The organism is Rhodopirellula sp. SH410 (genome assembly GCF_055811895.1).
Genome location: NZ_CM147949.1, coordinates 3,679,246 through 3,704,756, shown reverse-complemented (window position 1 = coordinate 3,704,756; position 25,511 = coordinate 3,679,246). Strand labels below are relative to the sequence as shown.

The window sequence follows — 25,511 nt, the reverse complement described above, 5'->3', positions numbered from 1 at the left end:
GGAATGACTTGATGTACCGAAGACTACTTTTTTCCGCGACAACTTTTTTGTTGCTGGCCTCCGTGGCGGTCAGCGACGACCTTGCGTGGAAGGCGGGCGCAGCGAAGGTAGCGATCACGCCTACCGAGCCGATGTGGATGGCAGGCTATGCCTCTCGGACGCGTCCCGCCGACGAGAAACTGACGGATCTGTGGGCCAAAGCCGTTGTGTTGGAGGACCGCGACGGCCATCGCGGGGTTGTGCTGACGTTTGATTTAGTCGGCATCGGCCGCGAACTCTCGCAATCGCTCTGCGACTCACTGCGTGAGCGTTACGGTCTCCAACGCGACCAGATTGCGATCTGCTGTTCACACACTCATAGCGGTCCCGTGGTCGGCCGCAATCTTGACCCGCTGCATTATCGGCGGCTCGAGGAGTCGCAGCGCCAAGCAGTGGATAACTGGGTTTCCACGTTTCAAAAACAAGTGGTGTCCGTGGTCGGCGAAGCGATCGACAAGCTCTCCCCGAGCGACGTGAGCTGGGGAAGCGGCACGACGACGTTGGCGGTCAATCGCCGCGAGAATCCACCGGCGACCGCGCCGCTCTGGCGAACCGAAGGCAAGCTGCAAGGTCCCAGCGATTACGACGTGCCCGTCCTCGCCATCCGAGACGCTGAGCATCACCTCACGGCGGTCTTGTTCGGTTACGCCTGCCACGCGACGACGCTGAACGGGTATCAATGGTCGGGTGACTATCCCGGATACGCTCAAATTGACTTGGAGGCGGAGCATCCCGACTGTGTCGCGTTGTTTTTTGCCGGGTGTGGTGCTGACCAAAATCCGCTGCCACGTGGCACCGAGAAATTGGCGATGCACTACGGTCGTCGACTGGCGACGGCTGTCGATTCAGTTTTGTTGACGTCGGAGATGCACCCCGTCGAGGGCACCCTACGGACGACCTTCGCGGAGATCGATTTGCCGTTGGACACGTTGCCCACACGCGAGGAAATCGAATTGAATTCTAAGTCAGAGAATCAGTACGAGGTCGCCCGAGCGGAGTTGCTGCTCGAGCAACTCGACAATGGTATGCCACTGAGTCAAACATACCCCTATCCCGTGAGCGCCTGGTCCATTGGCGATGACCTTCAGTTTGTAACGCTCGGTGGTGAAGTCGTCGTTGACTACGCCCTTCGCCTCAAGAGCGAGTTGGCGGGGACGCAAACCTGGGTCGCCGGCTACGCGAACGACGTGATGGCCTATATCCCCTCACGCCGAGTTCTCGGCGAGGGCGGATACGAAGGGGGCGGGGCGATGGTTTACTATGGCATGCCGACCGTGTGGTCGCCCAAAATCGAAAACGACATCGTCAATGAGGTCCACCGACAGATCGAGGTCCTATCGGCTCCCGAGCCCACTGCTGACGACCCGCCGACAGCGTCGATCTCACAGGAGGCTCCCATCATCGCTTCGATTTCCAAGGACACCCTATGGGAAAACCGCGATGGCAAGAGTCAGACCTGGTTTCATCCGAGAGTCTGCATGATGCCGGGTGAAGACGGGCAACCGGTGGCGATGATGACGCTGCAAGAAATCGGAGGCTCCGACTATTTTGGGCAAGTCCATTGGTCGATGTCGAAAGACCTCGGCAAAACATGGAGCGATCCCGAACCGATAGCGGCATTCGGTCGCGATCCGGTTCCTGGACGTGAGGATGATCTAAAAGCAGCAGTGTGCGATGTCGTGCCGCAATATGACCCCGTCTCAAACTCGCTGCTCGCGATGGGGCACGTCGTGTTTTACAAAGGCGAATATTTTGCGAGAAAAGAACAGCTCTCGCGATATCCCATCTACGCAACCCGCGACCAAGATGGGACGTGGTCGCAACGCAAAATCCTGCAATGGGACGATCCACGGACTACCAATATTTATTCCAACGGTTGTGGCCAACGAGTGGTTCTGCCCGACGGAGACGTCGCGATGTCATTCACGTTCGGGCCCGAATCGGTCAATCGCATGGCCTCAGGAGTACTCGCCTCGTTTGACGGTGAATGGTTGAAAGTCAAAGAAGTGGGACCCGCGATCCACAACGACAAGGGGCGGGGACTATTGGAACCGAGCGTGACTCAATTCGACAGGAAATTCTGGATCACGCTGCGAGCGGAAGATGGCCGCGGTTATGTCAGCGTCAGCAACGATGGGCTGCACTACGCCGAGAAACAGCCTTGGGTTTGGGACGATGGAACACCGATTGAAATGTCGACCACGCAGCAACATTGGTTAACGCATAGCGATGGACTGTTCTTGGTCTATACGCGTAAAGATGACTCCAATGAGAATGTGATGCGTTGGCGTTCACCGCTCTGGGTGGCTCAGGTTGATACCAACAAACGCTGTCTGATCAAGGCAACCGAACAAGTCGTCCTGCCGCTGGTTGGGGATGGAATCGATGACCCCAATCAAGTGGCGCTGATGGGCAACTTCCATGTCACCCATGCGAGTCCTGAGGAGTCTTGGGTGACCGTCGGCGAGTGGATGCCGCGGGACGGTTACCGGGGCGACGTGCTACTGGCTCGGATTCGTTGGTCCACGCCAAATCGGTTACCGTTGTGGTAAATCGGGACGCTCGGACAGGTACTCTTCCACCGCAGCGGCTAGGTTAGCGCCAACCGCTCGGTAGCCTGTCGTGGTGCTGTTCGGCGAGTTCCAAATCGTCTCGAGGCATAAACTCACGGTGTCCGGATTCCCATTCATGCAGACCCAATTGGCACTGATCTGCCGCCATAAAGGATGATAGCTCGCCCCCGTCTCCTTGGGGCGGTTGCTCATCGGGATCATGGGTTTGATCTTACTTATCTTTGCATAGGCCAAGTCAATGAATCGGTCACGAAGGCCAATCATGGGCTCCTGCAAGAGTTCTTCGGGAAGGGTATAGAAGAACGTGGGATCGCCTGGAGCCGGATTGTGCAGGTCTAGAAAGACGCTCATCCGGTTCTCAGCGACCATGTCGGCAACCATCCGCTGTGCGGCCATGGTTTCGTTCCAATGAGGTTTCGGTGACCAGTCGCGATTGTGGTCATGTGGGATCGCATTCTTGCCCCCGTTGCCGGTCGCGACGTTGTCCACATCCATGATAGGAACGACAAAAATCTCAGCATGCTGGCGGAGCCACGCCGCGTGCGGATCGTCACTAACGATCCATTCCGCGAACCCTTGCGCCACCCAGCTGGATCCACTCTCCCAGGCATGCTGGCGAGCCTGCACCCAGACACCGAAGCGATCTTTCGTCTCCCGATCACCCTCTCGCACATGGAGCATGGGCACGGCGCGGCCTGCTCGCGAACGACAGAGTTCGGTGGCAGTGGCGTACGGTGATCGACTGCCTAACTCACTCATGAACTTCTCCGCTGTCTGAGGAGTGTACGGCGGGCCCCAGGCAACATAAAGAGACGAGGCATGTGGGGTGACCCGATAAACCATCCACTCGCCTTGACGTTCCCCAGGGGCTGTCGGTTGCCACGTCTCACCATCCGTCGAATAGTTCGCTCGAGCCGGCATCGCCCAAGACGCTCCCAACGGTTTCTCCTGACCGACGGTCGCGTCCGAACCGTGCAATCGCAACGTGATTTCCTCATCGGGTGTGATTCCATCGATCCGGAAGAACCACCAGCACGGCCATCCCCGTGTGGGATCCCCTCCCGGCATGAAGCTGACCGTACGCTCTTGCTCGTTGATCTCGATATTCCGGACCGATGCCCCTTCAAAATCGGCAACGACGGCCAGTCGCTCAGCGGCCAGGCACACGCTGGAGGCGGAGACCTGCCAGGCAATGATCAGTGAGGCAAAGAGGATACGAGGAATCATGGTAGGTCGATTGTTTAGGAGGTTGGTCGGTGTGTCGACGGCTACACTCGCAGCGGTCGATCGCTGGCGATCAAGTACGATCGCCATGGAAGTCGCGAAGCCGTTGACATCTGCATGACAACGGCTTTGTGCCGAGAGCGAAGCGTGATGTTTGATGGCAAAAACGCGAGCACCAGCGTGTGCAAGATACTTCAACTGATGCCCGCTCATTTGGGCAGAACGCTCTGCAGAGCGTTCTGCCCAACCTACTGCGTTTCGATGGACGTCAGTTGGGGGACAACGCGGCGGCTTCGTCGGCTGAAAGTGCCCGGTCGAAGACGGCAATCTCATCCAGGCGGCCTTCCCAGTTCGAGTCGTTGTCACAGCGACCACCGAGAAACAGACGGTCAAAGCCGCTCGGGAAATCTGCGGGCGACTCGATATCAATCTCCGGCTGTGGGTTCCCGTTCAAGTAGATCCGCACCCGTTCTCGATCCCGAACGAACACCAACTGATGCCAACTCCAACGATCAATGTCAGTGTTCCCAGCGACCGTTTTGGCCCCTTCGCCATCGTCGCCATGCAGGAAAATAATTCGCCCGGGGTCATTTCCTTTGCCGCCGACGCCAACATGATCGCCATCGGGGCCGATTCCGTTGTCATGGTCTCGTGAGAACATCCAACCGGCTACTTCGCGGCCCTCGACAGGCATGCCGTTCCAGAACCAGAGCGAGACGGTGTATTGGTCCCCCAGATCGGCAATCCTCGCTCGCATTCGTTCGCCCGCAAAGTGTGCGGCTCGATTCGTCTCTTCCGGTTCGTTGCAGAAGGCATCGGAGCGGGCACCTTCCAGGAAAAACGCCACCGCACGTTCATAGATCGCATCGCGATTCTGGCCGCTGGCGTCAACCGCCCGCGGGCCCGCCATTTCATCCATTCGCCAATAGGCGGCAGGTTGGGCGTTCAGGATCGCTTCAGAGGCTGGCCCACTACTCTGTTTGAAATCGCGTCGTGATTGGCCGGCTACCTTCTCCAACAGTCCGAGCGCGGCGGCGGCGATTTTCGGTTCCGCCTGGACCTCCAGCCCCGCTGACCGTGCCGCCCAGGTGTTGTATCCGCCTAGCACATGTTGTTCGGGAGGTGGGATGTATCCGTCGCCACCATTGGCCAACTCGATCACCATGGTGTTCTTCAATGGGCTATGCAGTTTCAGTTTTAGGCCCGTCAGTGCATAGGTTTCGGTGGGTGTGCTGGCGATCCCGATGTCGTCAATACGCAGAGCCTGAACGACGACTTCGGTTGATTGCCGCTCATGCAAAAGAACCTGTTCTCGCGCGTAGATCTCTTGCGAGGTCTTGGGCAGTCGATCGCCCATCTCGTCAACGATTCGCTGTGCCCACTCGAGTCGCTGTTTGCTGGGAACTCGATAGTTCAGCGGAAACCTCGTCTCCGCCATGGCCAGATCCTCGGGCACGCGGTGGTCGATCGCGGCGTAGGTCGCCATCGCGATATCCAGCAAACCGTCGGTGTAGCTCTCGATCGTGGGCTCTTGTCGGGAGGCCGCCGGTTCGGTGTAGTCGCGCCGCCAAATGTCTCCACTGCAGCCATGAGACATGATCGCGACGAACGGCGGATCGCTGTCTTCCTGCGACGCGGCAAGGCGTGATTGCAATCCTTCGCAGAACAGCCCGAAGTAGTCTGAGCTCAATGCTGGCGGGCCACTGAAGTAATGCATCGAGAAGTTTGCCAGGACGGCGATCGGGCGTCCATCTTTTGCTTGCACCGAGATCAGCGACAGGTCAGGATCCTCCGGCCCGGATTCGCCCGTCACATCGTCCCAATTGCTGCCAGCATGCATGCTCGCTCGTACGGTCGGGTTGCCAAACGGATCCTCGGCGATGCGGTCGGGGCGGCGAATCCAACGTCGCAGCGCTGTGAATGGAGCGGCGTTTCCGACGCCCCAGCCCACTTGAGCTGGTTCGAGGTTCGCCTCCGCCGCCACCAGCGCCGCCACGATCTGCTCGCGAAGTACCGGTACGTAACTGGGGTCGGCATCGGTTCCCAAACATCCCATCGACGCCGGAGCGGTGTGGGTATGCGTCGCGGAGATAAGGATGCGGTCGGGACGGAGCTTGGTCCGTTGAGCCGCCAATGCTTTTGCCTCGTCCAGTAGGGGCCGTGACATCATGCAACTGTCGACGACGACGATCCCGATGCGCTCATCGCCGTCATCGAGCACGATCGCTCGCGCGGTGATCGGAGTGAACACCTTATCCGCACTTCGACTCGTCATGCCGCCATTGACGAGCACAGGAAACTGCGTCGGCGACGCATCCACCACCGCTGCCCCGGCTCTGAATTCAGCCACCGCGTTGGTCGTGCACGTGAACAGCAATGCACAAAAAAAGCAAACACTCGATATCGGTTTCATGGAAGACTCTTCAGGGAAACTGTCTGGGAATGAGTTTCAGGTTCACAGCATTGTATACTTCTTCACCGCACCCAGTGAGGCATTGACGACGGCAAAAGTCGCCCATCATCAAGACTCGTGAGCATCGAGATGCCACATGCCGAGTCCGTTCGTCCAGGGGTCCGGCGGAGGGCATCGGTCCTCATGTCGTTACATGGAGTACTCAAACGAGAACTGGTGCTCACTTTCGTTCGGAACGAGCTTCGTGCTGCGAGTCAACTGTTCTTGGTCCGTGTTGTACGTAATCACGTCCACGCGGTCTTCCGCGGGCGTGAAACGGTAGAGACGCACCGACCCATCGCTGCTGTAGTCAGACAGGCACGAATGCACAATATTCCCGTGATCTCCCTCCGCCGAGACATGCATCGCTTGGCTGCGTCGCTGATCACCCGAACAAATCAGAAACAGATTTTTGTGTCGTTTGAAGCACTTGTCCCACATTTGCACCGACGTGTTGCCGCGTTTCCCATGACACTTCTTCCATTGCATGCGTCCCTTTGGATCGGTGATGTAGCCTTGATTCGTCTTCGGCCGCTCCATGGGGCCGAGGTCCATGTGCGTGGTGACGATCACCCGGTGCATGGGATGGTTTTCGATAGTTTGGTTGGCCCACGCCAACACATCATTGGGTGCGTTGCATTCCAGATGCAGAAACAGCAGGTCGACATCTCCGGCACGAATCCGCTGAAAGCTATTGGCGTTGTTCCCTGAGATTTCTGACCCGGGGCGCTCTGGGTGAAATGAACCTCCATACCAGTCAAATTCCTCGAAACGTGACTCGGGGAAAACGTTCTGAAACAATGATGAGTCACCGCTACTGACCATGTCGTGATTCCCTACCGTCAGGCCGTACGGGATGACTCCGTGGATCTGATCCATGCACCGGCGAGCGATCGCCCATTGCTCCGGAACATTTTTGTCCACAATGTCGCCCACGTGGCTGACGAAGACGATGTTCTGCGGTTCACGATTCTTCGCGATCCATTCAGTGATCTTTTGGAAGATCGGATTCTGAAGGTTTGGGTCGGACCCCGCTTTCGGCCCTCGATACGCCTGCGTATCTGGAATCACGGCAATCGTAAACGAACCGGCCGGGGCATGAGTAAACTTTGCGTCGTCTGCCAGAACGACCGCTGTGCAGCCAGCGAGGAGGATGGGGAGGACGAAGTAGTTCATTCGCATGTTGGTTCCAAATGAATGGGAGGGAGATGTGGAAGCTTCCGTACTTGAGCACCCGTACGGAAGCGTTTTCGTTGAAAGCGCGTGGGCAACGCCCACACGCTGGCAGCGTGGGTACCGCAGCCCGAGGGACGCGAGGTTCACCGACGTTTTGCCCGGTGACTTGTTTCCGGTCGTCTAAACAGCTGTGCCGAAGTTCCCGTTTTGAACTGGCCATTCGGCGCTAGCCTGGTCCGCTAAATCTTTGGGGCTGACGCTATGATCCTGCCTTGCATTTTGATTCCAAGCGAAGCAAAAACGTCCCAGTCTCCCCTCACCTCCACGAAGCGTGGGGGCGAGGGGAGACTGGACAATTGGGTCTGGTCATCAGGAGGCGGAGATGCAGAGAAATACTTGCGAAATGCAAAAGCATTGCAACTCTAAAGGTTTAGCGGTCCAGCGCTAGCCCCAGTTCTCGAAACGCTCCGCGTTTCATACGGTAACCGGGACTAACGCCGTCGGCTAATTTCGGGGTTCTATCCAAGAACTGAAGTGCAGGTGCTTATTGGACTTTACTCAACCGCAGTGACGCGGCCGGCTGGCTTGGCGTCGCTCTCGATGTCGCCGAACGGGATCAGACACTGCAGCCAGCCCGTCGAAGCAGGTTGGCGGTGATCTGCTGCACCCGCGGGTCAGGTCCGTGGGGCCGGCTCCAGTGGCTCCACGGGAGAGTATGGCCCGGTGGCATGCTCATACCCTGCGCCCAGAAAATCGTGGCGGCGTTGAACACATAGTTCCCCTGCGGACCAGGATAGATCGTGGCCGTCCAAGGCGAGGGAAGCACGCCTCCTGACCACGCTGTCCCCTGGCCGACGATTTCCAAGCCCGGCAGGTCCGCAGGTGGATCACCGTGGAACTCCCAGCCGATCAGTCCGGGTACCGAGTCGCCTTTTTTCATCCCGGTACCGGCAAACATCCAATGGTCGGGCTGCGTGCAGATCCAGTCACCGCCGCCGTTAACGGGACGCGAGTTCCGAGCCCCTATCAAGTACCCCTCGTCGGGGCCGCGTTCCGCGAACGGACCGTCCTCCTCGATGCGTTCTTCTGCCCAACGATGCGTCCCACCGTAGGGCCCGTTGCGGAAGATCACTCGATTGTCGCGGCCGTCGGTACTGGGTTGGAAGGGCGTGACCCAGCAAACGGAATTGCCCGAGAGGAACAGCACGTTCACGCCCGCATCGCGGAGGGCCTCCACACTTCGGTATTGGCGAATGTCCCAGTACTCGTCATGCCCCACGCTTAAAAAGGTTTTGCACTTGCTCGCCCGATCGGGGGTCAGCAGATCGCTGTTGGAGCAGTAGCTCACATCGTAGCCCTGCTGCTCGAGCCAATACGCGAGGGGGAACTCAAATGTTAACCAGGCCCCCGAGCCCACCGAGAGCGGATCGTTCACGATGCTCGTATTCTGGGCCTCCCGCCCATAGGGGCGGTCGAAACTCACGTCTGCCCAGGGGCCGTTGCCCTTGGGATGCGTGTAGAGCGACGACCTGTACGGCCATCCGTTGTAGGCCTGCCAGGTATTGTCGCTGCACTGGAATAGGATATCGGCAGGCCGGTCGTCCCGGACAATGAAGACCACGTAGCTTTGCCAATACGGACGCTGGTCGGCGGGCACCAGTGTGGTCAGCCGGCCGAGATAAACGCCGCTGGGCCAGTCGTCTGGAATCGTCAACTCGGTGGTCGGCTCCCAGTTACACTCGTGCATCGTCCGCTCGTCCGGCTCGGGGGTCGGCTGGAGGTGGCCATCAAAGGGCCCCAGCGTCGTCATCAGCCTGGCTCCACGTCCGCCGTAATAGCCGGTGCGGAAGATTTCAATTTGAAACTTTTCGGCGGGCTCGGTGGAGACCATGATTTGGATTTTCTCACCCGCAGCGACGCTCTGCTTCGAACAATAACCCTCGATCGTTGTCGAGCGGCAACCATTCGGTTTGTCGATGCGGACCCGCGTGAGTTGCCAGTCGGTCGAGCCCGGACGGGCGTTTTCCTGCTGGATCAGGTTCAGCCGGCTCGTTGGCTCTGCAGCCGCAGCGCGGGGAGCGGCCAGCCCAGCGGTGCCAGCCCCCGCCAAGGCCGCTGCGCTCTTGAGCACTTCTCGCCGTGTGATTGGATCTCGTTTCGTATCGCTCATCGTTTATCTTCCCGGGTTCGTAGTGTCAGTTCTCGCGTTGCGTGAACACGCCCCATCGCTTGCTTCTTCTCATGCCCAGTCCGTCTGGACACCCTGCTCGTGAATGAATCTCTGGAAGTCGCTCAAGACTTGCTCGTCCGCGCGAACGGTGTCGGGCGTTTGATGATGCTTCAACGCATAGCTCACCAGACATCCGACGGCCTCGCCGATTCCCCACTCGACAGGATGCAGTCGGTAACAGCCGCTGGTCAAATGCGTGGTCCCAATGTTCTTGCAGGCAGGGAGCAGATTCCGCATTCGAACAGGCAGTAGCGATCCGAGCGGAACCTGAAAAGGAAAGGTCTGAAAGTCGATGTAATTATCGCCACTCGAGGTCGGATGCAGGTCGATCGCATAATTGCCCACGCCCACGGAATCTGCGAACGCTGCGGCCCGGTTTTCCGAGCTGGGTTTGCCGGTCACGATGCTGCGATTCTCGCGGCCGACATGTTCTTCGAGTACGGTGAACTGTGCTTGGATGCGGCGTGACTCACGGACGTACGGTGTTTTTGCCAGACCGTCCGTCGTGCCCATCAGATCAGGGCGAAGCCGCAGGCCGGGAAAGCCGGTTCCGCCGTCTGGTCGAGGTGCGTCTGTCTGCAACCAATACAACAATGAGAGGCTCAGCTGTTTCGCGCTCGCGATATGACGCGACGCCTCCTCCTCTGACACACCGACTAAATTGCCGAGCACATAATCGTTCTGTGGCCAGTTGATCAGACTGATGTCGCCTGCGAACCGGCCCGGCTCAAACAGTGATCGGTCGATGATCCGACGATACGTCCAGAGGTTCAACGCTCCGTCGACGGAGTGGCCGCCACTCGGGTCGAAGCCGAGTCGCTTGGGCGTCTTGGATCGCGGATGCGTGTACGTGAAATCCAGCAACCGGCCGGGCCAGGGCGGCGTGAGCTGGGGAACGAAGTCCCGCCAGAATCCATATGCCTCCGGTCGGTCGATGGTGTGGTTCTCGCCGCTGAGGTGATCAACGGCGAAACACATGGTGAACGCCTGATGGTTTTCCAGATTCGCTGTCTCACCCGCGTGCAGCTCGTTGGTCACGCTACGAGCTTCCGAACCGGTGACATACTCGGTCTGTGTGAGTGGCAGCAGGTCACCGAGTTCCGTGGCGTCGACGAAGTACTTGCCCCGCAGTACCCGTGAATCCCCAGTTTTCTTGGAACGAACGGTGATGGCGCGAACCTGATCGCCGTCCACATCCGCCGCCGTCGCGATGTGTTCACGCAGCAGCACAAGCTGCCCGGATGCTTCGAATGGCGCCAGCCACTGTTCCAGAACAGCCAGCGAGACACGCGGCTGAGCACATAGCCGCGAGACACTCCCGTTGCCGGGGTTCAGGTGCGAACTCTGACGCGCGGTGTCGGTCAGCGGAAAGTTGTCACGATAATATCGCCGGATCCGAGATCGCAGTTCACGGTAGGACTGATTCGCACCAGTTGTTTCAATCAGAGCGTGTTCGTCCGGCGGAACGCCCTGGCTGGTAAGTTGTCCGCCGATCCAGTCCGTCTCCTCGGTCATCACAACCTTGAGTCCGTTTCGCAGCGCGGCAATCGCCGCCGCACACCCCCCCAAGCCACCGCCGATAATCACCACATCGGTGGAATGCTCCTGTCCCAAACCGGCCAGGGAAGGCGAGCAGAGACCCGCGATCGCACTGCCGGCAACGGTGGCGCAAAACTGGCGTCGTGTGGGAGGATGCTGGCTCATACGCAATTCATTTCACTTTCAAGATGCAAACGAAATAGTGGAAACGGGCTCAGGGCGAACCTCTAGGCGTGAAGTCTCTGCCCTCCACCCTGCCGGCGAATTCTCATCCGCATGCACACCATCGGATCGAACGATGCGACCAAGAGCGAGCGTCCATCATACCAGACCGCCACGTGATCGATTCAATGTGGTGGAGGGTAGCCGAACGCTGGCCGAGCGCTGGCCGAGGGTAGGCCGGTGGGATTTGTCGAACACTCCGCGTCGCGATGTTTGACCGCGGAGCGTTCGACCACAAATTCAAATTAAGGATACCAGGAACAATAAGTGACGGGTTTACCATAGTGGATCTTGTTAAAGACCCTGTTCTGGATGGATCTTTGACAAGATCCACTACGCCAGTTATTGATCCCGCGTTGCTAACCGTGTCTGCCGGTGCTCTACTTGGCTGACTGCGAAGCTGGCTCGTAGAGTTCCTTGACGCCGTCTTTCAATCCGTAGAGTTGCTCGACTTCATCGCCGCTCAGTGCACGATCAAAGACGGCTAAGTCGTCCATGTGTCCGACGTACGAGGCTCCCAAAACCATCAACACCGAAGCCGGGTTCCAGTCGAACGTTAAGTCCCAATCTTCGATCGACCCCATCAACTGGCCGTTCATATATAAACGACCTGATGGTTTGTTGTTCTCGTCGTTGATGTTCTCGAGCGTGAAAACAACGTGTGTCCACGATTCATCTGAGAAATCCGGCTTTTCAACTTGAACCATCGGCCGTTCCTTGAATGGGATGTCGGCCCACGAAACTCCGTTGGGATTCCAGATCGAAGCCAGCGGACGAATCGCATAACGGAAGTAGCGGGGCACTTCATCTTTGGAGAACTCCAAGAAAATGAAACCTTTGTCGCCGCTATCCCCGACGATTTGGATTGGATCACAGTACCCCGGTTCGAGGTCTTCGTCTGGATTGAGTCTCAACCAGAGCGATACCGTTGAACTCCAGTCCTTCGCGTTGTAGTCGAGAACTCCGGAGTTCTTGAAAATCGGTTGGAAACCGCTCTTCTTCGTAAAATGAAGTGATCCTCCGTACCGACCCGACTCAGGCTCAATTTGGCCATCGTCGGTGGGTTCAGCGTGGTGTAGCTCTTTTCCAGCACGCACGTAACACGTTCGATCGCCGCGTGAGAAATCTGCGTCCAAACCGCTGTCAAAGGAGGCGTGTAACGTGAGTGAGTTGGAAAGATCGGGCTTTCGCTCGTCAGCCGCTTGCAGGATCTGCGCCGCTTCCTCCGCGGAGATATCGTGTACAAAGAGATTACGCCAACGAATTTCGCCGCCGTGGGTTTGCAGCATAATCGGTCCGGTTGCTGGCAGCGTTTCGTTGCGATCCCAGAAATTCTCCATCACGGCGTCATCGACGACCAAGGCATCGTTCAACCAAACCCAGGTGCGGTCACCAATTTGACGGATCCGAACCTGATTCCACTCACCGAGCGGTCGATCGGCAAACACCATCGGGTCGCGCCCCGAGTTTCCTGGCGTGTTGTTGAACAATGCACCGGAACCGAGGTGTGGTTTTCGAGTGGGTCGCTTGGGATCGAAAATTTGATGCCAGTCCCAAATTTGGACCTGCGGCGTGCCTCGTAAATAGATACCGCTGTCCGCCTTGGCCACCGTCTGGTATTCAACGAGGAACTCGATGTCGCCAAACTCCTCTTCGCTGGTCGCGTAGGGACCGTGTCCATCGTTGACGAGTTCGCCGTTCTCAATCCGCCAGTGCTGTGAGAAGGCGTCCCGTTGTGACTTCAGATTCGCCTCTTTTTTCTCACCCGTCAAATTGGCTCCCGAATGTGGGTTCAAACCGTACCAACCGGTGAGGTCCGCTGCATTAAAGATCGCCCGAAACCCTTCGGGGGCTTTGGGGCCGAGTTCAGAATCGGCGGCGCGTGTAACCAGGGGCGTGAGAGTGACGATGATCGCCATCGTCAACACCGATGCGGAATTGCGTGTCATGTTGTGGTTCCTAAACAGTTCTTGAGATGTTGGTCGAGAAGGAAAAATCGTAGGGTGACTGGAGGCCAAGTGGCGATCGTGTTTGACGTCGCCAACGATCGCGATTACGGCAGCCAGCGTAGACAGGAGGGCATGGGAATCGAGACCGGATCGCCACTTGCCGCCAATTCACCGGTCTTGGAATCGATTCGAAACACGCTCAAATTGTTTCCCGTCATATTCGCACACAGCAACCAGCGACCATCTGGGGTGATCAACAGATTCTGCGGACCGCCACCCAAACTCGGTTCGATACCGACCAGACTCAACCGTCCATCCGAAGCGATGCGGTAGCTCGCGATGCTATCGTGGCCACGATTCGTTGCGTACAGAAACTGACCATCCGGCGTGATTTTCAGGTCCGCGCAATGGCTCGTCCCCGAGAAATCCGCAGGCAACGTGGAAATGGTTTGCTGAAGCGTCAGGGTGCCCGAGTCCGCGGCGTACGCGAAAAGCGTGACCGTATTTGCCAACTCGTTGACGACATACACGTGTTCCCCGCTCGGATCAAAGGTTAGGTGGCGAGGCCCCGAACCCGCCGGCAGACTCGCGAACGGTTGAGCATCGCTTACCACCAATTTGCTGGTGGCGGCATCGAGTCGGTAGATCAGCACCTTGTCGATTCCCAGATCGGCAGCCAGTGCGAAGCGGTTGTCAGGACTGATCACGATGCTATGGGCGAACGGTCTCGTTTGACGCTCTGGATCGACACTGGATCCTTCGTGCTGCACAAACGAAACGGCTTCTTCCAGCGATCCATCCTCGCGTACCGGCAGCGCCGCAACGCTGCCAGATGCATAGTTGGCGACCACTACCGACTTTCCACTGGCGTCGACATCGAGATAGCATGACGCAGTACCACGTGCGGATTGTCGGTTCAAGCGAGTCAACTCTGCCGTGTCCGGGGCGATCGCGTACGCCGCGATGAACTCATCCGCCTCGCCGCCAAACTCATCCGTATCGATGGCGTACAAAAACTGACTGTTGGGCGAGACCGCCATGAAGAACGGTTGACCGATTCCAGTGGTTTGCCGGAGTGGCTTGAGCGTTCCTGTTTCCGTCTCGAACCGAAATGCCTGGATGGCCCCCTCCTCACCTGTTTTGAACGTCGACGCAAACACCACCGGTTCACCGGCGGTGGCCGGTGCGGCGGCGCCAAGAAGACTGCACATGAGAAGGACTAAACGACGCATTTCTATTCCTAGATTACTTGAACTTGATGACATTTCAGGACGCAGTGGATGCCCAGATTCTTCGATCGAGGAAGGTGAACCGTCGAGCGATTCCGTCGCGGCATGTTTTAACCTGCCGATCGATCGCGAAAATGCGGGAAACCGTTGGTCGGTCGCTCCACGCTCGGAACAGTCGACTGCGGAGCGTGCGACCCCGTTTTCGACAGCAGCTTTCCGCTCCTTCCCAAGGGGACATCATCGTAACTGCTCGAGCACCGGACGTGGGCTGCGAGCGATGGAGAAACGGGGGACACAGCGAAGAACGTTCCCACCGAACAATCAAACGGCATCGATACCGGCTTCCCGTCGGTTTCGGCGATGCCGCCAAGGGAACCCTGGCTGCAAACGGCCTCGTTGGTACCCTCAGCGATAAAACCAGCCAATGTCCAGCGATCGAAATCGGCACGAGTACCCGGTTTTGTCTTCGTCCCAATAACTCATCACCGCCCGGTCGCCGACAAACGTCAGGCTAATGTAAGAGAACGTGCGGCTCGCATCCGACTCGAGATTGCCAACCACCGTCCACGTTTCGCCCTCGTCACGCGAGATCGCCGCGGTCAACGGGGTTCGTTTGCCGCCGTGGCCCGCGCCAGCGGTGTAGGTGTTGTTCCAAATCAATAGCAAGTCTCCGGTCGAGGGAATTCGCCGTACGGTTGCTGGAGCTTCTGGTCCCTGAATCCCCAACGACGTCAACGGCCCCCAGGTTTCCCCTCTATCCTCCGAGTACGCTTTGCCCGGATAGCCCAACTGGGTCCTCACCAGCATCATGACTCGGCCGTCCTGTAACTCGATGACCTCTGGTTCCATGGCTCCACGTTTGGCCGCATCGACGTTGCCTTCGCCGTCTCGCCACGTGCTTCCCCCGTCATCGGAGAAAAAGCAATGCGATCGAAAGTGATTGTCGGTGGTCACATCAGGGGTCGACGCAGCGGGCATCAAGAGACGTCCCGTCGACAATTCCGTCACGCGATCATTGTTGACAACGTGGTAACCGGTTTCGGAAGACACTCGCACCGGATCTCCGAACGTCACCGCTTCATCGGTCGAAATTCGCAGGTATGGGGCCAGGTCGCTGTGACTGTTCTTCCGTAGATAGAACATCGCAATCGAACCATCGGTCAAACGGCGTAACGTGGCGCTCATCACATTCATGCCGCCCGTGTTCTCCTGTAGCACGCGAGAGGTCGACCAGGTCCGACCACCATCGATGGACTGGCGTCCGACAATACGAGCCTTCGCGAAGTCGCTGCCGCTGCCATGAAACTCTGTGACCGCAAACAACAGCGAACCATCATTCAACGCAATGATGGACCCTTCGGTATATCGAGGATGCTCGGGAGTCGCTGGATACACCACGATCGAAATGTCTTCGTCAGCCGATTCTGGCACGGCGCCGCTCAAAAACAATAGCGACTGAGCTGCTCGATACGCCGTGTCGGCGTTCTCGTCGTCCAGAAGTTGTTTCAAGGAATCCGTCGTGCCGATGGCCCAGGCGTCCCCGGCAAACGTCGCGGCATAGGTTCGCACAGCGGGGTCTTGGTCGTGTAGGTTCGCCGCCAGTGCACTGAGCCCGTCGGCATCACCCAACGCCGCCAAGGAATGATTCACATATGCCTTCAGCAACGGATCTTCGCACCGCGGAAGTTCTGCCTTGATTCTGGGAATGTCGGACGCGTCTCCGATTCGTCCCAGAATCCAAACCGCGATTTGCAACACATCCGTGTCCCTGCTACGCAACGATTCTCGAATGAACTGCATGGCATCCATGTTGCCACAACGCCCCAGAGCGGCAGCGGCCATCAATTTCAGCCGCACGTTGTCGGTACTCGCGAACGCGTTTCGCAGGGCCGTTCCATCGCCAACTTCGACCACTTTGTACAGACTCTCGGCAGCGTGGACATGACCGTGGGGATTATCACTCGCCAGGATATCGAGCATCACACGGGCGTGACCTCGATCACCAGCTCGCACCAGTTCACGAGCGATCCCGCAGCGCCGCTGATCATCAGTTTCTGTGGCGAGTTTATCTGTCAAATAGTCGATGACTTCGTCGCCGTGGCCACCCAGAGTCAAGCCCTCAGCAGCATGCATCGACGGCCAAAACTCGTCGCTACGCATCCCCGATCGAAGGATGTCGAGACAACGCTGCCGAGACGCCGCATCGAGCGAGATCGATGCCCGCTCGGCTCCCGGCAGCTCCGCCGCGAGTAACGCGCTACTGATCAACAACGTAGCAAGAAGTGTCTTCATCGCGAGCATGCGTTCAAACCGGCTGAGCGGAAATATAATGTGGGAGCCAAGTCGGCGGCACAACTTACCTGGGCAGTCAGCTGAAATCAAACCACCGCCAGATAGCTTGGCACGCAGATGTTCACTAAACTGACGAACAAAAACCTCGACTCCCAGGACCCAAATTCGAATGTGGCACTGCTTTACTAGTTGCATCGTGTTGTTGTCGCTTGCACAACTCGCGTCAGCACAAAATCCATCCGCGGCGACACCGAATGTGGATGCGTTTTACAAGTTAGGCCCCGACTCGCTGGAGCAGGAAGGCGTCCCCCAGGGTCAAATTACCGGGCCGCACGTGATCGCTTCGGAAGCCTACCCGGGGACGCAGCACACGTACTGGGTGTATGTCCCGGCCCAGTATGATCCCGATGTGGCGACCAGCCTGATGATCTTCAACGATGGTCAAGCCTTCATGCAAGTCGATGGTTCGATTCGCGCGCAGCACGTCCTGGACAACCTGATCTTTCGCCGCGAAATTCCCGTCATGTTGGGCGTGTTCATCAACCCCGGCCGAACCCCCGAGCAGCCCGAACCCTCGCCCAGCAATTGGGGTGACAAAAATACCAATCGACCAACGGAGTACAATTCGCTGGATGATCGCTACGCTCGGGTGATCGTCGATGAACTCCTACCAGCTCTCGCTGCCGACTACAACATCTCCGAGGATCCCAAGCAGCGTGGGATCGGTGGAGCCAGCTCCGGCGCAATCGCAGCTTTCACGGTAGCCTGGCACCGCCCTGACCAGTTCCATAAGGTGCTGAGTCTGATCGGGAGTTTCACCAATATCCGCGGCGGACATGCCTACGCCGACATCATTCGCGAAAATGACCCCAAAGACATCCGCGTCTTCTTTCAAGATGGCCGAAACGACAACCGTGGCCAGCGAAGGGGCGAGTACGATGAGCAGTGGGACTGGTACAAACAGAACGTCCGTTTGGTCGAAGCGATGACCGAGAAAGACTACGACATCAACTACACATGGGGCATCGGCAAACACAGCCCACGACACGGCGGAGCGATCCTGCCCGACATGATGCGCTGGCTGTGGCGCGATCATGGCACCAGCACCGATCCAAACGACTCTGTCGAGCGCGGTTTTCACAACGCACGACCGTAGTCAAGTGCTGCCAATTTCTTGTCGCCACCGTCGCCAGACGGTGGACGCCCGCATAAAAACCATTCAAAATCGCCAACGCCACATTAGCCGTTCTAATACTGGCCCGCGTGTCTAGAATAATCTCTAATCGATGCTCTCCGTTGAATCACTCCGCCCTAAACTCCGCCAGCGCATAGATCACTCCAGGATCTTCTAATCCTCGCCCGAATCGCCCAATTCGGCATCGCCAAACCTCTGTACAAAAATTCACAACTCGAATTTTTGACAACCCCTCCTGCGGAGTATACGATTAGCATCCCCTGAAGGCACCGCGTGCCGTTCGAGCTAACGCAAGCGGTGCGTTTAGATTCTGAGCCGGTGACAAGACGCAGGAGACACCATGATTGCCGAGAATTCACGTGAGATCACTATTCTCGACGATTGCCGCAGAGCGATCGCCGAGGCAGACGATCTCGATCAACTGTCCGACCTACGAAGTCGAGCGGAAGCCATCCGGGTCTGGGCCAAGAGCGCCAACGAAAGCCTGGAGGTCCAAAATCGGGCCGCCGAGCTACGACTGTTGGCTGAACGCAAAGCCGGCAAGATGCTTTCACAGATGGGACTCAAAGGCGGCGACCGAAAATCAAACGGTCACGACAACCGTTTGAAACTCAGCGACCTAGGAATCACCCAAAACCAGTCCAAACGCTGGCAGCGAGCAGCAACCATCTCCGACCAACAATTTACCGAATACGTCAAACGCTCCTCCACCCTAGGCGAGGAGATCACCGGCGCCGGCCTCCTCCGCCTAGCCACACCACGCCCCAGCAAACAATCCGACACCACAACTACCCGCCCGCTCAAATACGCCGACCCCGACCCACCCCATCGCCATTTCGAAATCCCCGAGATCAAGACCGACACCCCCAACACCTGCGCCCCATCAACAGAACACCTCCAAGAGGCAAGCAACCACATCAACCTATTACAGCAAGTCCTCACTCCCTACGCGAATGGAGAGACAAATGGCTTGTCGAAAGGCGAGAAGCGCGCAGTACTCTATCTCCTATCCGAAGTGCAAATGTTGCTGCAGACGGCAAATGGAGAGCCAAGCCCCCCTGCGTAAACTTGCTGTAACAGTGCGGGACTTTGAAGCACCCCGTGACATCAGCGCCGTTGCAATAGACAGAAAAATATCCACGTGGACTCTTACTCGATTATTTTGCCTCCCATCTTTCTACCTTTCCTCCCCACCCGGACCAAACTCAATTGGTTCGGTACGACGTATCTCACAAGGAGGTTTATCGAAATACTCTTGCATAGATACTTCGTGTGAGTCGTCAAGAGAATTCTCGCAATGGACAGTTTGGTCCAGTAAGAAACCGCTGACTTTTTATCCACCAAGCGATCGAATGCAAACGCGTTCTCCGGTGCAAGCAACTGCCGTGCTTACCAATCGGCGAAATCCAACAGCGACAATCCCGAGATCGGTAATCCAGCCACGCCCCCCATCCACAAGACCGGAAGGGCTTGCCACGGACCTCGCCTCGATTCACCGAGTTCCTTTAGGACGAACGGCAGATATAAAAAGCCCCACCGTGAGTCGCCGAGTCTCGGACGCGTGTCTCGGAGAGGCAAGCCTACTCGGTCCGAACCGATCTGCCGCTTGCCGAGAGAGAGTGTCGCCTATCCACAGCCCGTTTTCGCGACGGGCTTGACACAACGGAATTTCCAACTGATTTCCCTTGCAGTCAGCCCGCATTGGCCATACGCTCACCCCCCTGCTGGAAAACTAATTGTTCAATGGCTTCAGGGAGACGCTACAGTGAAGATCTGGAAACACACTCGCTTGCTTGGGTCGCTTTCGCTTGGGTTGATGGTGGGCATCTCTGCAGAGCTGACTGTATCAGCAGCACCTCCGGAGGTGTTTAGTCACATCGGCTCCCGCGTTGCGGAACAAGTCAATCGTTCGGACCTGGAGGGGATTCTGGCCCCTGCACGCGAAGTACCTGCTCCAAGCGAAGGAGCTCTTCGCGTCGAATCAGTTCGCGAGATTCAGAAGCAACGCGAGCAGTCGGAATATGAACACCCGGAGTTTCGCTCCGGGGAAGAGCGTCTCTCTGAAAACGGGATCTTGGACACATCGCTTTCGATCGTTTATGGCAACCGCAAGGGCTGGCGTCCCACGACCTATCTACGGGACGACAACGACGATCTCGTGCTCAAGAACAATGCTGGCGTTGTCAATCTGCGAATGCGGTCCTACGACCAGTTGCCGGTCGGTCCGACGCTGCGAGTTCGGGCGGGTGACGTTCTCAGCGTTCACCTAAAAAACCAGTTGCCTGTAGAAAAACCAGAAGATCATTCGGCAACCCTCAATACGCCACATGGTTTCAACCGCACCAACCTGCACACGCACGGCCTTCACGTCTCTCCTGCGGCGAACTCTGACAACGTGCTGCTGGAAGTGAATCCGGGAGAGGAGTTTGAAAGCGAAATCGTGATTCCGACGGACCATATACCCGGGACCTTTTGGTATCACGCACACGTACACGGAGCGACCGCCATCCAAGTTTCAAGTGGAATGGCCGGAGCGTTAATTATCGAACCCCGCGAAGGGGACCAGACGTCTCTCGATTCGGTTCCAGGAATAGCGGATGCTGAAGAACGAATCTGCTTGCTTCAGCAGGTGTCGTATCTTCCTGAACCGCTGGGCTACGAATTGCAACTGCTCCCCATTGCGCCCGATATCGATAGCCTACCGAGTCAGGGGAACGGCCTCGTGGTTGTCGCGAAGATTAACGACAACCTGCATTTCCGGGTGTTCGACGACTCGGGGTTGATGACTGCCGATCTTGGCGAAAGTAAGCTGACTGAAAAATTCGACGAAATCAAAGGGCTTCAACAAACCCTGCTCGCGGCTTGGCCTTCCGATCCAATCTCGAAGGAACAGGCAGCAGAAGTGGTGGCTGCTGTTGGTTCCATTCTCGGACTGACGACCTACACGCTCGAAAATTTTGACGCCGCATTTGCCCGCGGACGCTGGCCCAAAGGCAAGCTTGAAGATGGATGGCGGACCACAATCAACGGTCAGGTGCAGCCGGTGATCGAAATCGAATCGGGGCGGATGCAGCGTTTCCGGTTCATCCACGGCGGTGTGCGAGACGAAATCCGGGTCCAACTGGCCCCTTTACCTTCTGTGTCCGCGCTCGACGAGGTGCATCTTCCATACGATGTGGAAGCATTAAACGAGGAAGGAATGCGAGAGATCGCAGTCGATGGCATTCCTCTGGAACGCATGCGAAAAACAGAAACCATCTCGTTGTTCCCAGGCTATCGCAGCGATGTCCTCGTGCGGCTGACCAACGACACATCACGAACCCAGCGGTACCTGATGTGGGACGGCATCGGCAACGTCAGTCTCGATCCCTCCGCCCCAGATGCCGAAAAAGATCCGGCCATCTTAGCGATCATTGAGGTCCTGCCCAGTAAAGGAAAGGGTGCCGATGCATGGCCGTTAGCACACGATTTTTCCAAAGTTCGCAGGCCCGCTCCGATTCCAGACGGAGAGGTGTTCGGTCTGCAAACGGTGAAGCTGCAGTTGGGGCCGTCGCCCAGTATTAACGACGAACCCTTTGATCCTGATGGACGCCCCATCACCTTACAACTAGGGCGTGCCGATCGATGGAACCTTACCGCAGACCGGGGAAATCATCCATTCCACATCCACGTCAATCCGTTTTATTTCGTCTCGGAAACCAATTCCGCCGGTATTACCACGCCGCAAGGAGTCTGGCGAGACACGCTGCTGGTTCGCTCGGGCACCACCTACAACGTTCGTACTCGCTATCGCCGGTACATCGGTGACTTCGTTTTGCACTGTCATATCCTTGACCACGAAGACCAGGGCATGATGAAAGTGGTTCGGGTCGTGAATGACAACTACGAGGTGGGCACGAAACTGGCGAAGCCATACGTGGCCAATCCCTGGACGCTGCCGGACGTGGATGGGACGAATCAGACACTCACCGACTTGATGGGCGACGAGTTCACCATTCTGGTGTTTCTGGAAAGCCAAGGCTGCTCGGCGTGCAATGAGCAGATGCAGAACTTCCGCAACGCTAGTATTCCCGACGGCGTCAAGGTTGTCTTCGTAGCTCCGGATGAGAAAGAGGGCGGCTTCCCCGAGCCGATGTTTCCACACCAGGTGGTATTTGACGCATCCGATCAACGTGACGTGTTTCGCGACTACGAATGTTACCTCGCGGCGCATCAGTCTCCGCTGCATGGTACGTTCATCCTAGATGACAACGGACGCGTCCGCTGGCGTGAAATTTCGGACGAACCCTTCATGGAAGTCGATCACCTTCTCAGCGAGATCAAGCTCATGGGTTCCGAGGAATAGTTTGATGGGCTACGGCATGGTGACCTGTGCTCAGCGAGGCTCTGGACGCTGCGCCGAAGTCCTCGTTTCAACTGCCTACGAAATCACTGAGTTCATCGAACGCAGTAAGGAAAGTGTTTTAGGTGCATTAGCCGGTGGGCGTTAGCCTGGGCTGTTCAATCTTTGGGCTTGCACAGAAAATGACTTACGCAATGTTTGTTCTTCTTAGTGGCGAAGCCACGGCATGATGCAGCCCCGGACGCGAGTCCGGGGACCGGGTTGCAACACGTAATCGCAAAGTCCTAAAGGGACGACAGGTGCTCCACTCGCTCAGCTAAACCTGCCAGCGTTTTGCGATTGCTTGCGGTATCGTCGGTTGACGCCGGACATGCGTTCAGTGCTACAACCTGCCCTCGTTTCACGGATACGGAACAAAAGCCACGCGATCCAACGTGACGTCAATAGCCAATCTTAAAGCAGCCCAGCGCCTGCCCCGGTTGCTACGCAACTTCGCGTTGGACCGGAGACAACCAGGGATACCGTCCCCCGTCTGTTACTCTACGCCGAATGACTTCCTCATGCGTACCTATACGTAGTTCTTCACCATCCGTCGAAGAGGGTGTGCAATGAAAGTCATCATACCCGGGACTAGAAAAACGACAATTCCCTCTCTAATTGCTTTCAATTGGTCCGTTCGACACTTATGCTGCAGATGCATTATCGAACTCCCCTATCGAGCTGTAATTCTGCTGCGGGAGCATGGACGATACCTCAGATTGCGATGAGATGTAGTGGCCAGCATGATTCAACGCCGAACGAACGATCGAGGCGCCATTGCTCGCGTTAAGCGCACCGCCGCAGCCGACAACCCGCGACGTTTGACATCGTGGACAAGTCCCTGTTGGCTCAGCGCCAGAAAAGGCGAGCGGTGGTCCGTAATGTACCGAGCTCGACTGGTCACGAAACGCGGCGCACAACACAACTTTACGTGCTGCTCGACAAACATGCCAACCCGGAGTATTGCTCAGGCGATCGTGACACCCGTCTTGCTAGTCGTCTTCGTGATCTTCTTGTCGCATTGCAGTTCTGCTCTAGCAGCGCCCCCCGGAAAATGGTTCTACGCCTACGTGAATCTACACAGCGACGAACAACGCGCCGGCGATGTAACCAATTACAGTACGGATCAGTTGCTGGAAATGCTCCCGCGACTGCAAGCGGAAGGCTACGATGCGATTGTCCTGGCCAGCTATGAACTTCAGAACCTGCGGTTTCTCGACCCGACCAATCAAGATGAAACGGCCCAAGCCGTCCAATGTCGAATGCGTAAGATCCGCGACCTTGCCAAAAAGGCTTGCATCGAAGTCATTCCAGAAGTCATGCCCGTCGGGCCTTCGGCGAGCATTCTCGTCAACGACCTAAACTTGGCCGAAGGCACACCTGTCCGCGATTGCGTTTTTCGGGTGTACAGGGATAGCGACCGACTGATCGCGGCACCTGAACAGAACAATCTCGTCAGCCACGGTGACTTCGATTTTGCCGCCGACTCAGACTCCGCAACCTGGGAGGACGTTCTTGAAACCTGGAACCTCGCTCCAGACGCTCCGGAACTATCGCAGTCTGACGATGCACCGACCGGTTCAACCCAATCACTGAAGATCAATTTCGCCAAGAAACCCGAGGCCCACCCAGTAGAGTTCGGGAAAGACATCGACCTTCGTCCCTGGACGCAGTATCGCTTGACGTTTTCGATCAAAACCGAGAACTTGCGGTTTCAATCGGGAGTCGCATCGCCTGAATTCTATGCGCGTGTTTCGGGCAAGATTCCGGGTTACGGATTCCGCGATCTCGAACGAGCCAACCACGAGATCGGTGCTGATCAGGAATGGACGGCCTATTCTGTGGTTCTCAACTCTCACGACGCCAAAGCGGGAAAACTTTGGGTGGGGATCGGTGGAGCAACATCGGGTACTGCGAAAGTCAGCGGCATTGGTCTCGAGATGGTCGGAGGTGCCAATCTCCTCCGCCGCGATGACGATCCAACAACGCCTGGACTCTGCGAAGCACTCCCAATTTCGGTCCGCATCTGTGGGCAGGATATTGCGTTGAAAGAATGCCAAGACTTCGAGCGATGGGAAGACTCGTTCATTGCAGAAGACAAGCAATTTCGACACGATCACCCGGGAACAGCACTGAGAATTCTTTCCTCCTCGATCGAAGTGGGCCAAGAACTTGCCGTTTCGTACTACCATGCCTCGCTGCCAGATTCTCAGACGCAATATGCCTGCGTCAGCCTCCGACACCCATCCGTCGACGCCATGTTTCGACAGCAGGTTGAACGTATTGATGCGATTCTTGATCCGAAACGCTGGCTGATCAACCATGACGAAGTGCGCTCGGCAGGCCACGATCCATTGGCCAAGGGTGATTCGCCGCATGTCATGCTTGGCGAATGCATGAAACGCTGCCTGGCAATCGTAGAAGAAGTCGCTCCCGGTGACGAAGCGATGGTATTCAGCGACATGTACGACCCGCACCACAATGCAGTCGACGCCGAGAATAAAAAATCGTATTTTCCGTTCGTCAACGGAACGTTTGTCGACTCTTGGAACTACTTGCCCTGCGGCATCACTATCTTGAACTGGCAACTCGGTAGCAGTCCCTACACGGAACACGCCCTAGCCGATTGGGTCTGCTCGCTACGGCATTTCGATAAAAAAGTCAAAGCGAAGCAAGTGGTGCTGGGATTCTATGACTCGTTAGACGGCAAAACTGAATGTGCGAAACAAATAGACCCGTTTAACCGAGCCCTCATTCGATTCAGCCTGGCAAAATCCAACGCAAACGTCACTGCGGTCTGCTACTACACAACCAAACGAAACGACCAATACACAGCCGCCTTCGCAAAAGCCGCAGATCGCGTCTGGAGTCACCCCAAGGACAGTCGCCAAGCAGTGTCACGGCGTTGCTCAAAAGGGATACGACCAAGCGATGCAAAGCCCCAGACGCGGTTATAACGCGGATCATTTCACGCAAATGTAAATTCTAATACGGCAGCAAAATGCAAATC

At 57.0% G+C, this 25,511-nt stretch carries 13 protein-coding genes; 5 read left to right on the top strand and 8 right to left on the bottom strand.

Going from position 1 to position 25,511, the window contains the following annotated elements:
• The first annotated feature begins 11 nt into the window (after positions 1–11).
• Complete coding sequence (locus tag SH410x_RS13595) at positions 12–2,591, top strand: sialidase family protein (protein WP_473677005.1); 2,580 nt, start codon at positions 12–14, stop codon at positions 2,589–2,591.
• On the opposite strand, the gene SH410x_RS13590 is transcribed toward SH410x_RS13595, so the two are convergent.
• The 8 genes from SH410x_RS13590 to SH410x_RS13555 form a co-directional block, all read right to left on the bottom strand.
• Positions 2,577–3,839, bottom strand: a complete 1,263-nt coding sequence (locus tag SH410x_RS13590; RefSeq protein WP_473677004.1) for a M14 family zinc carboxypeptidase — start codon at positions 3,837–3,839, stop codon at positions 2,577–2,579. The genes SH410x_RS13595 and SH410x_RS13590 overlap by 15 nt on opposite strands.
• A gap of 265 nt (positions 3,840–4,104) precedes the next feature.
• Positions 4,105–6,249 (bottom strand): LamG domain-containing protein, encoded by a 2,145-nt coding sequence (locus tag SH410x_RS13585; RefSeq protein WP_473677003.1) that lies wholly within the window; start codon positions 6,247–6,249, stop codon positions 4,105–4,107.
• A gap of 189 nt (positions 6,250–6,438) precedes the next feature.
• Complete coding sequence (locus tag SH410x_RS13580) at positions 6,439–7,464, bottom strand: metallophosphoesterase (protein WP_473677002.1); 1,026 nt, start codon at positions 7,462–7,464, stop codon at positions 6,439–6,441.
• Positions 7,465–8,080: 616 nt separating this feature from the next.
• Entirely contained in the window at positions 8,081–9,634 is a 1,554-nt protein-coding gene (locus SH410x_RS13575) for a N,N-dimethylformamidase beta subunit family domain-containing protein (RefSeq protein ID WP_473677001.1), read from the bottom strand.
• Positions 9,635–9,703: 69 nt separating this feature from the next.
• The gene (locus tag SH410x_RS13570) at positions 9,704–11,398 is read right to left on the bottom strand and encodes an FAD-dependent oxidoreductase (RefSeq protein ID WP_473677000.1); all 1,695 of its coding nucleotides are present in this window, start codon (positions 11,396–11,398) and stop codon (positions 9,704–9,706) included.
• A 437-nt stretch (positions 11,399–11,835) separates the two neighbouring features.
• Positions 11,836–13,404 carry a 3-keto-alpha-glucoside-1,2-lyase-like domain-containing protein gene (locus tag SH410x_RS13565; protein ID WP_473676999.1) on the bottom strand — a complete coding sequence of 523 codons (1,569 nt, stop codon included), beginning with the start codon at positions 13,402–13,404 and terminating at the stop codon, positions 11,836–11,838.
• Between the two features lie 104 nt (positions 13,405–13,508).
• Positions 13,509–14,636: a lactonase family protein gene (locus SH410x_RS13560; RefSeq protein WP_473676998.1), complete on the bottom strand. Its 1,128-nt coding sequence runs from the start codon at positions 14,634–14,636 to the stop codon at positions 13,509–13,511.
• Between the two features lie 402 nt (positions 14,637–15,038).
• Positions 15,039–16,925 carry an exo-alpha-sialidase gene (locus tag SH410x_RS13555; RefSeq protein ID WP_473676997.1) on the bottom strand — a complete coding sequence of 629 codons (1,887 nt, stop codon included), beginning with the start codon at positions 16,923–16,925 and terminating at the stop codon, positions 15,039–15,041.
• 199 nt (positions 16,926–17,124) lie between these two features.
• Here SH410x_RS13555 and SH410x_RS13550 point away from each other — a divergent pair, with 199 nt between their 5' ends.
• The 4 genes from SH410x_RS13550 to SH410x_RS13535 all read left to right on the top strand — a co-directional run bounded on the left by SH410x_RS13550 (position 17,125) and on the right by SH410x_RS13535 (position 25,458).
• Positions 17,125–18,081, top strand: a complete 957-nt coding sequence (locus SH410x_RS13550) for an alpha/beta hydrolase (RefSeq protein ID WP_473676996.1) — start codon at positions 17,125–17,127, stop codon at positions 18,079–18,081.
• 379 nt (positions 18,082–18,460) lie between these two features.
• Positions 18,461–19,186 carry a hypothetical protein gene (locus SH410x_RS13545; RefSeq protein WP_473676995.1) on the top strand — a complete coding sequence of 242 codons (726 nt, stop codon included), beginning with the start codon at positions 18,461–18,463 and terminating at the stop codon, positions 19,184–19,186.
• A 699-nt stretch (positions 19,187–19,885) separates the two neighbouring features.
• Complete coding sequence (locus SH410x_RS13540; RefSeq protein ID WP_473676994.1) at positions 19,886–22,465, top strand: multicopper oxidase domain-containing protein; 2,580 nt, start codon at positions 19,886–19,888, stop codon at positions 22,463–22,465.
• Positions 22,466–23,448: 983 nt separating this feature from the next.
• Positions 23,449–25,458: a hypothetical protein gene (locus SH410x_RS13535; protein ID WP_473676993.1), complete on the top strand. Its 2,010-nt coding sequence runs from the start codon at positions 23,449–23,451 to the stop codon at positions 25,456–25,458.
• Positions 25,459–25,511 lie beyond the last annotated feature (53 nt).